The 9,066-nt window shown below is 33.9% G+C and carries 10 protein-coding genes; all 10 read right to left on the minus strand.

Features of this window, described 5'->3' with window-relative positions; translation table 11 throughout:
* Positions 1 to 228: 228 nt before the first annotated feature.
* On the minus strand, positions 229 to 855 hold the full coding sequence (udk, locus tag ACT8VG_RS04255; RefSeq protein WP_006506255.1) for a uridine kinase: 627 nt from the start codon (positions 853 to 855) through the stop codon (positions 229 to 231).
* Positions 845 to 2,095, minus strand: a complete 1,251-nt coding sequence (locus ACT8VG_RS04260) for a peptidase U32 family protein (RefSeq protein WP_217106010.1) — start codon at positions 2,093 to 2,095, stop codon at positions 845 to 847. Before ACT8VG_RS04260 ends, udk begins: the two co-directional genes overlap by 11 nt.
* Positions 2,079 to 2,999 carry a peptidase U32 family protein gene (locus tag ACT8VG_RS04265; protein WP_444195269.1) on the minus strand — a complete coding sequence of 307 codons (921 nt, stop codon included), beginning with the start codon at positions 2,997 to 2,999 and terminating at the stop codon, positions 2,079 to 2,081. Before ACT8VG_RS04265 ends, ACT8VG_RS04260 begins: the two co-directional genes overlap by 17 nt.
* The gene (locus tag ACT8VG_RS04270) at positions 2,983 to 3,594 is read right to left on the minus strand and encodes an O-methyltransferase (protein ID WP_117459201.1); all 612 of its coding nucleotides are present in this window, start codon (positions 3,592 to 3,594) and stop codon (positions 2,983 to 2,985) included. The genes ACT8VG_RS04265 and ACT8VG_RS04270 overlap by 17 nt, the downstream gene beginning before the upstream one ends.
* Entirely contained in the window at positions 3,594 to 4,625 is a 1,032-nt protein-coding gene (gene mltG, locus ACT8VG_RS04275) for an endolytic transglycosylase MltG (RefSeq protein WP_217106008.1), read from the minus strand. Before mltG ends, ACT8VG_RS04270 begins: the two co-directional genes overlap by 1 nt.
* Before the next feature lie 79 nt (positions 4,626 to 4,704).
* Entirely contained in the window at positions 4,705 to 5,796 is a 1,092-nt protein-coding gene (locus ACT8VG_RS04280; protein ID WP_195920565.1) for a lactonase family protein, read from the minus strand.
* 37 nt (positions 5,797 to 5,833) lie between these two features.
* Entirely contained in the window at positions 5,834 to 6,157 is a 324-nt protein-coding gene (locus ACT8VG_RS04285) for a DUF1292 domain-containing protein (protein WP_444195270.1), read from the minus strand.
* A 3-nt stretch (positions 6,158 to 6,160) separates the two neighbouring features.
* The gene (gene ruvX / locus ACT8VG_RS04290; protein WP_006506262.1) at positions 6,161 to 6,583 is read right to left on the minus strand and encodes a Holliday junction resolvase RuvX; all 423 of its coding nucleotides are present in this window, start codon (positions 6,581 to 6,583) and stop codon (positions 6,161 to 6,163) included.
* On the minus strand, positions 6,583 to 6,840 hold the full coding sequence (locus ACT8VG_RS04295; RefSeq protein ID WP_006506263.1) for an IreB family regulatory phosphoprotein: 258 nt from the start codon (positions 6,838 to 6,840) through the stop codon (positions 6,583 to 6,585). Before ACT8VG_RS04295 ends, ruvX begins: the two co-directional genes overlap by 1 nt.
* A 57-nt stretch (positions 6,841 to 6,897) precedes the next feature.
* On the minus strand, positions 6,898 to 9,066 hold a 2,169-nt coding region (alaS, locus tag ACT8VG_RS04300), incomplete at its 5' end, for an alanine--tRNA ligase (protein ID WP_444195271.1).

A 9,066-nucleotide genomic window follows, 5' to 3' on the forward strand; every position in this document is an offset into this window, starting at 1 on the left:
ATTACCAAGCAGTCCAACGACCACATTAACGGTAAATTTCTATCTTTCGATAAGGGAGTGTAATCAATCTCCCTGATGTTTATTTTATGCGATTTTGATTCCACTATTCAATACTTTGATTCTATTAATATTAATTCTTTTAATTATGTGGCTTTCATCCCATAGATAAGCCTATGGTTTTTTCGCCACTAATTAATAACATACATATTTTAATTAGACAAGAACGATTTAATCGCCTAGAATACTACTTATTTTTGTAATCAATAAGTCAATCGCAACAGTATTAGTCCCACCTTCAGGAATAATAATATGTGCATATTTCTTAGATGGTTCAATGAACTGTTCATGCATTGGTCTTACAGTCTCTAAATACTGGTTACAAACTGAATCAACAGTTCTTGCTCGTTCTTCTACATCTCTTCTTAATCGTCTGATAAAGCGGATATCTGCATCTGTATCCACATAAATCAATATATCACAAAGATCTCTTACCTCTTCTTCTGCTAAGACAAAGATACCTTCTAGAATAATAACATCACGATCTTCAATAACTTCTGTAATATCACTTCTTGTATGCTTTGAATAATCATAAGTAGGTTTTTCAATTCTTTCTTTCTTTTTTAACTTCTTTAAATCTGATACTAGAAGATCATTATCAAAAGCAAATGGATGATCGTAGTTAGTTTTTACTCTTTCTTCCATTGTCTTATCACTTTGATCTTTGTAGTAATCATCTTGTTTAATGATTTTTACTCTATGACTGCCTTTAAAACGGTCATAGATAGATTGTGCGATAGAAGTCTTACCAGAAGCACTTCCACCTGCAATTCCAATAATGACAGCTTTATTTTCCATGGTTTACCTTCCTTCCCATATCATTCTCTAATACTGGATAATCAATTTCTACATAAAGTATTTCCATTGGATGGTTTGCTACTTCCACCAATTCATTATCTTCATTATAAATCTTATCAACAGTAAAATAAATATTTGAATGACTAGGAGAGAATATTTCTATCTTGTCTCCCACCTTGAAATAGTTACGCTGTTCAATTTTAGCTCGTTTAGAATCTTGATCATAACCTAAAACACGCATAACGAATTCCTGTGTAGGATGTTCATCTCTTAAGTTATAAAGCTGTTCATCTACACCTGGATTATCATAAAAGAATCCATGACAGAATGCTCTATTGGCTGCTTTTTGTAGTTCATCTTCATATTTCTTTGAATCTGTAAAGTGATCAGGATCAGCGCAGTATGTATCAATGAGTTTTCTATAAGTAGATACAACTGTCGCAATATAGTGGACAGATTTCATACGCCCTTCTATCTTGAATGAATCCACACCACATTCTATTAATTCACCAATATGATGAATGAGACACATATCCTTAGAAGACATAGTAAATGGAAAATCTTCATTAATAGATTGTCCATTCTCTTCTAAATCATAATACCATCTACAACTTTGTGAACAGCCACCTCTATTGGCATCTCGTCTAGAATAGTAGTTAGATAACATACAACGACCACTATAGGAAATACACATAGCACCATGTATGAAATATTCTAAATCAATATCAGGGGCATTTTTTCTAATGTCCTTCAAGTCTTCAAAAGTTGTTTCACGACCTAGTACTACTCTGTCCATTCCCATATCTTCAAAGAATTTAACGGCAGATGAGTTAGTGACTGACATCTGTGTAGAGACATGTACTTCTAGCTTTAAGTCCATACTTTTCGCAAGATTCATAATATATGGATCTGCGACAATAATGGCTGTAACCCCTGCATCATCTAATGCCTGTAAGTACTCTTTAATACCTTCTAGGTTATCATGATGAAGGATGATATTACATGTAACATGGATTTTAGCACCATATTGATTCGCAAATTGTACTGCTTCTTTAATATCTTCGATAGAGAAGTTAGATGCCTGTGATCGTAAGGAGAATTCCTTACCACCAATAAATACTGCATCTGCACCATAAATAATAGCTGTTTTAAGCTTTTCTAGGTTTCCTGCAGGGGCAAGTAATTCTGGTTTTTTCACAATCACACGACGACCATCAACAATCTTACTTATTGGCTGCATCTTCTAGATCCCTCCTCTTTACATCTTCAAGACGATAAATTGTATCATCATATAAGAAACCACGATCAAGAGGTTTAGAAATCTTTCTTAATAAAGGAAGATATTCTTTTACTTCTTTATCATATAATCCTGTTTCTAATGCATGGAGACAAGCACAATACATACTAGTGACTTCTACTGCTTCTCTTGAATCCATAAACATTGTTTCAATATAAAGGTAATCAAAGTCCTTTAATGTATTGAATAAATGCAATGTATATAGTCTAGATTTGCTGAATACAGCCGTTCCACGACTTGTTTCATATATATGACAAGGGAAATCCTGTCCACGTGGATTTATTGTGAGAGCGTCTTTATTATGGCTTAATGTTGTATTGCTTGCTTTTTCATAATTAGAGATCAAATGTCTCTTACTCATCATCATATATTGTACACCATGACCTAATACAAATAATGGCATATCACAATTTTTACGTATTTCTAGCTGTTCCTTTAAAGAGATTTCTTTAGAAACAAAAGCACCAGAAATACCATAATGAGATAAAGTATTCAGTGTACTTGAATTGGTATTAAGAGTTAAAGGATGATAAATCATCTTAAAACCATAACCCTTTTGATTCACCATACGTAATACACCAAAATCCTGGAAAATTAATCCATTGATTCCAATATCATGTAACGCATCAATATGCTTTTCTAATCCTTCTAGATCATGTTCATCATACATAGCATTCACATAAACATAGAGTTCTTTTGCCTGTTCTTTGATTTCTTTCAGTTCCTCAATAGAAAACTTCACCGGTGTCAAAACACTATAATCTGAACCAGCCATAATCAAAGAAACACCCATATCAATATAATCATAAAGATATCCACGATCATTTAAATTAATTGCGATTTTCATTTTGATCCTTTCTAGTAATGATACATAGACCATCACCTACCTGCACATAATGTGCATCATATTCATCATTAGAGAAGATCCAGTCTTTAAAACGTTTGATCTTTCTTACAAGAGCACGTGTATTTCTATTTTTTATATTTGGTATATCAAAAATCATACCATGGAAATCTAGATTATCCACTAACACAAAACCATCTTCCTTTAAATAAGGAACATACTTCTCAAAGAAACGCTGATACTGCGCTTTAGCTGCATCAATAAAAAGACAATCATAAGGCGCATGATCCAACAATGTATTATCAAACTCTAATGCATCTTCATGATAGATTGTAATGTTGTCTTCCTGATTAAAATCGTGAATATTTACAACTGCTTCTTGATATCGTGTATCATCTCTTTCAATTGTATCAACATGAAGACCTTTGACATGAGTCGCCATCATTAAAGATGAATACCCAATGGCACTTCCAATTTCTAATACAGATTCTGCATTTCTCTTATTCAATTCATCAATAAGGTATTCAATACCTTCTTTTTGCATAATAGGCACATCTTTCACAAGTGCATATTCTTCTAATTCATAAAATGATTTCATTAATACCACTTATTCTCCTTTACTGCTTTTTGATGTTCTTCATATGTCTTTGAATAGATAACAGTCCCATCTTTCTTCGCAAAGAAGAATAAACAATCAGATGGTGTATAGTTTGCGACTGCATCCATAGTCTTTTGTGGGACACATGCAATAGGACCAATAGGAAGTCCTGCATATTTATATGTATTATAAGGAGAATCAGTCTTAGTCATCTTAGTAGTGACTTTGACACCTGTTCTATTTAATGCATAGTTGACAGTAATATCTGACTGTAATCTCATACCAGTCTTTAAACGATTGATAAATACACCCGCAATGGCTGGACGGTCTTTATCAAATAAAGATTCTCTTTCTACGACTGAGCATAATGTTAAGAATTGATGAGGTGTATAGCCAAGCTTAGTCATTGAATCCTTATAAGGTGTTAATTGTTGATCCATATAATCCAACATTTCTGTTGTGACTTGTTCTATTGTTGTAGATTTATCATAAAGTACATATGTTTCAGGATAGAGATAACCTTCTAATGGATATAAAATACCCTTTTGAAGAATGTCATCTGTCAAGAACCAATATTTAGAAATGAGTTCTTTTAAATAAGTCTGATCAGACCATTTATCCAATACTTCTTGTTCTGATTTACCAGTTACATTTGCAACCTTTTTAGCTGCCTGAGGAATAGTAATTCCTTCAGGGATAGTTAAGGAAGACTTCACAACATAAGAGCTGTTCATCTTTGACATGATGCTATACATCTTTGAAAGAGACATGTTCTTATTCAAATTGTAAGTTTGAGAAACAACTGAAGGTTTATGAATCTTTAAGTAAACCTTAGCTACCAATTTATTTTTTATCAATCCTTTTGAATCTAATGTATTTAAAACTGTATAGGCATTTTCACCTTTCTTTACAGTGATCTGTACCACTTCACTTTTAGAAGAGACATGTCCTATACCACTTATATAAAATAAGCCTGTACCACCTATTAATAGTACAACTACAAGGACTGCCGCTATGATTTTTTTCTTCATACATACATCCTCCTTTTCCTTAACCATTATATAGAATTAACCCGATAATTACCATAAAAAAATAAGGCATGAAAATGCCTTATTTAACTACACGTAAGTTTTCTGTACCTTTTTCCATACATACTGGGGCATGGATTGTGAATTGATAATGTGTTTCATATAAAACAGCACGCTTTTCATCTTCTTTGATTTCAAAGCTTTCAAGTGATCCACCCTGTTTACACGCAACAAGTAAGTACTTATCTCTAAATAAGAGTAGAGACTTAGGTCCTTCATCTGTTTCCATACAATCCACTCTTGTAAGCTTTCCAGTTTCTTTATCTCTTTCAAAGGCGACAATTGTATCATCACCTTTATTGATCACAAAGATAAAACGTCCATTTTCAGTAATAACCATATCCATTGGTGTATTGACACCATCATATTCATCCTTAGAATAAGTCATCACTTCATCTACTAAAGTAAACTTATTATGCTTTACAGCATAACATGTAATAGTGCTTGAGATTTGATTGAGGATATAGGCAAATTTACGGTTACTAGAATAAACAAGTTTTAATGGTCCACTTCCAGGATTTAACTTAAATGATAATTCTTCATCCTTAGTAAGTTCACCCTTTTCACCTTCAGTAAAGAAGATGACTTCATCACCACCTAAATCAGTGACAATAAGTTTTGTATTATCTGGAGTGAATGTCATAAATGTAGGATGAGATTCAGTTTGTTTGACTGGATCAATACTATGACCATCTAACTTTACTGTTTTTGATACTCTAATGATTTTAGAAGTCTTAATTGGTATAGTGACTACTTCACCATTATAATAATCAATCGCATAAGCATAATCACGATCTTTATTTAAGACAGTCTGGATATATGTACGTCCTTCATTACCGATTCTTGCTGCAAGTCCTAACTGAGTTTCCATGCAGGCATACTGCCAGATACCACCATCCTGAGCACGTCCTGTCCCATTACGGTAAGTTAAATACATGAAACGTCCTTGTCTATTCATTGCGAGAGGGCTAGCTAGAGACTTAACGAATGATTTCTTGATGATTTCTCCATTATCTACATTAAGATAGAATGCATAAATACCACGATCAAGATCTGTTCCTTCGCTGCCCACAAAGAAAATATCTACTGTTTTTGTTTTACTAAAAAGTCCCATAATAATCTCCTTACTAAAACTAGGTAACGGTTGTTACCTAGTTCTTATCACATTCAGAACAATCTGTGACGCAGTTCCCATCTTCGCATACACAGCCATCACATTTATCATCTGTTTCTTCTTCATCATGCATATTGAAGTCTTCTAGAACTTCTTCTAGACGCTCCCATTCAGCTGGATCTTCAATATCATATAGATGATTATCACCATCATATCGAGATGCAAAGATCTGCTCATCATCTTCTTCACTATAATACATGACATATTTATTTCCATTCTCTTCATCTTCATAAGTGAAAAGAATTTCAAACACATTTTCTTCCCCGTTATTATCGGTAATCACAATTTTATTATCGTCCATTGCTTATCTCCTTATCTTATCAAGATACCCCTGAAGAATTTCAACTGCTGCCATCTTATCAACAACCTGTTTACGTTTCTTTCTTGAAACATCACCAAAAATAAGATTATTTGTCGCAATAACAGTTGTTAATCTTTCATCTTCAAGAATAACTTCAACATCCATCATCTTCTCTAAACGTTCTTTAAAATCAATAGAAATCTGTGCACGTTCACCAAGATCACCATTCATATGCTTAGGTAATCCTAAGACAATTGTATGAATATTATTCTCTTCTACGATATTCTTGATATGATAAGCACATTTCTTATATGCGTTTTCGCTGAAATGATAAGTTTCTACACCATGTGCAAGCATTCCTAATGTATCACTTATCGCAACACCGCAAGTACGTGATCCTAAATCAAGTCCTAATATCTTTTCCACTATTTAGACTCCAAATAGAACTTTACAAGTTCTTCAATAATTTCATCACGATCAGCTTGCTGAATAATAGATCTTGCACTCTTATGACTTGAAATATAAGCAGGATCATTAGAAATAAGATAACCTGCAATCTGGTGAACTGCATTATATCCTCTTTCTTCTAAAGCCTCAGCAACTGTCATTAAGTTGTTTCTAATTACTTCTCGTTTGAGATCTTCTGAGTTAAATACTCTTGTCTGTGTATAATCTTGTGCCATAATGAACCCTCCCTATATCACTTATTTTAGTATAAACGAAGATAAAATTCAAATTTTTTACAATTTAGATTTCACTGCAGCAACTGCTTCATCAATCTTATCTAGTGTTGGTGCACCACCCTGAGCGAAATCAGGTTTTCCTCCACCACGGCCATCAAGAACTTCATTCATAGCCTTTACTAAGACACCTGCTTTATATGTATTTGTAAGATCTTTAGTAATACCTACAAAGTAAGAATTCTTACCTTCAAATGTACTAGTTACTACTACAACACCACTACCTAACTGGTCTCTAAAATCAAATGCCATCTGTTTAGCGGCTGCATTATCTTTTTCTACATGAGTATAAAGGAACTTCACACCATTCACTTCTTCAACCTGAGAAGCCTGGTTCTTTGCTTCTAAAGCATTTAACTTACTAGTTAATGTTTCGATTTCTTTTTTCATTGTATTAAGTGTAGTCATTGTGCTTTCAGCTTTTTCTACGATCTTATTGAAATCATTTACCTTAAGTACTGTACCTACTTCTTCTAAAGTTTCTTCAGATTTTCTTAATGCTTTATAAGCAGCTAAGTTAGTAACAGCTTCAATTCTTCTTACACCAGAACCAACTGAAGTTTCCATTTCAATCTTGAATAAACCAATCTTTGCAGTATTAGAAACATGTGTACCACCACATAATTCTACTGAGAAGTCACCTACACGTACAACCCTTACAACATCACCATATTTTTCATCAAATAAAGCTGTTGCTCCTGCACTGATGGCTTCTTCCTTAGGCATTTCTTTAACATCTACATCAACACCCTTGAAGATATATTCATTGACCATATCTTCTACAGCTGTTAATTCTTCTTTTGTCATCTTTGATGGATGAGTGAAGTCAAAACGTAATCTGTTTTCATCTAAGTAAGAACCAGCCTGACCAACATGTGCGCCTAAGACATTCTTTAATGCAGCATCTAATAAATGTGTGGCTGTATGGTTATTTTCAATTAATGCACGACGTGCTGTATCCACTGTGAGTTCTACAGTATCACCTACATGTACGCTGCCACTCGTTAATTTAATATAATGTAAATGCTGACCATTAGGAGCCTTTAATACATTAGTGACTTCTGCATCAAACTGATCTGAATGAGCAGAACCTGTATCTGCACACTGACCACCCATTTCAGCATAGAAGTTAGTTGTTTCAACGATGATTTCACCTTCATCAGAAAGTTCATCCACCTTTTCTCCATCTTTGAATAAACCTATAACTGTAGTCTTACAAGGTGCTGTGTCATAAACAAAAGTAGAAGGTGTAGTGAAATCCATTAAATCAATCTTCTGAGAAGCCATTGATTCTCTTTCACCACGGGCTGCACGAGCACGATCCTGCTGTGCTTTCATTTCTACCTGGAATCCTTCACTATCAACAGTGAATCCAGATTCTTCTGCGATTTCAATAGTTAATTCTAATGGGAAACCATATGTATCATATAACATGAAAGCAGTAGAACCATCAATTACCTTATTATCAGAGTGTGCAATAACATCTTTGATCTTCTTTTCACCCTGAGATAATGTCTTATGGAATGCCACTTCTTCTTTCTTAACAGCTTCCTTAACGAATTCTGCTTTTTCTGGAAGATAATCATAGAATTCTTTCATGTTATCTACTACAACATCTACTAAAGTATATAAGAAAGGCTTATCGATACCAATGTTTTTACCATAACGAACAGCTCTTCTTAAAATTCTTCTTAATACATAACCACGTCCAGCACGGTCAAACATAGCACCATCACTTAATGCGAATGTAACAGTACGGATATGGTCGGCAATAACTCTATAAGCCATTTTATCTTCTGCATACTTCACATCAGCTAGTTCTTCAGCTGCATGAATGATCGGTAAGAATAAGTCTGTATCGAAGTTTGTTTCACCTTCCTGGATGATTGAAGTAATTCTTTCAAGACCCATACCAGTATCAATATTCTTATGTGGTAATTCTTTATAATCTTTACGATCAATTGTAGGATCACAATCAAACTGAGAGAATACGATATTCCAGATTTCTACATAACGGTCATTTTCCATTTCTTCAAAGAATAGTCTTTCACCGATATGATCTGGGTCATATTTTTCTCCACGGTCATAGAAGATTTCACTATCTGGTCCACCAGGTCCTGCACCAATTTCCCAGAAGTTATCTGCAGTCTTTAAGATATGTGATGGATC

This window comes from Catenibacterium sp., from assembly GCF_052354645.1.
GTDB lineage: Bacteria > Bacillota_I > Bacilli_A > Erysipelotrichales > Coprobacillaceae > Catenibacterium > Catenibacterium mitsuoka_A.

Excerpts from the sequence above, each read along its gene's own strand:
- ACT8VG_RS04285 (WP_444195270.1), bottom strand. The coding sequence starts at position 6,157 with ATGGACGATAATAAAATTGTGATTACCGATAATAACGGGGAAGAAAAT.
- mltG (WP_217106008.1), bottom strand. The coding sequence starts at position 4,625 with ATGAAGAAAAAAATCATAGCGGCAGTCCTTGTAGTTGTACTATTAATA.
- udk (WP_006506255.1), bottom strand. The coding sequence starts at position 855 with ATGGAAAATAAAGCTGTCATTATTGGAATTGCAGGTGGAAGTGCTTCT.
- ACT8VG_RS04295 (WP_006506263.1), bottom strand. The coding sequence starts at position 6,840 with ATGGCACAAGATTATACACAGACAAGAGTATTTAACTCAGAAGATCTC.
- ACT8VG_RS04265 (WP_444195269.1), bottom strand. The coding sequence starts at position 2,999 with ATGAAAATCGCAATTAATTTAAATGATCGTGGATATCTTTATGATTAT.
- ACT8VG_RS04270 (WP_117459201.1), bottom strand. The coding sequence starts at position 3,594 with ATGAAATCATTTTATGAATTAGAAGAATATGCACTTGTGAAAGATGTG.
- ACT8VG_RS04280 (WP_195920565.1), bottom strand. The coding sequence starts at position 5,796 with ATGGGACTTTTTAGTAAAACAAAAACAGTAGATATTTTCTTTGTGGGC.
- ACT8VG_RS04260 (WP_217106010.1), bottom strand. The coding sequence starts at position 2,095 with ATGCAGCCAATAAGTAAGATTGTTGATGGTCGTCGTGTGATTGTGAAA.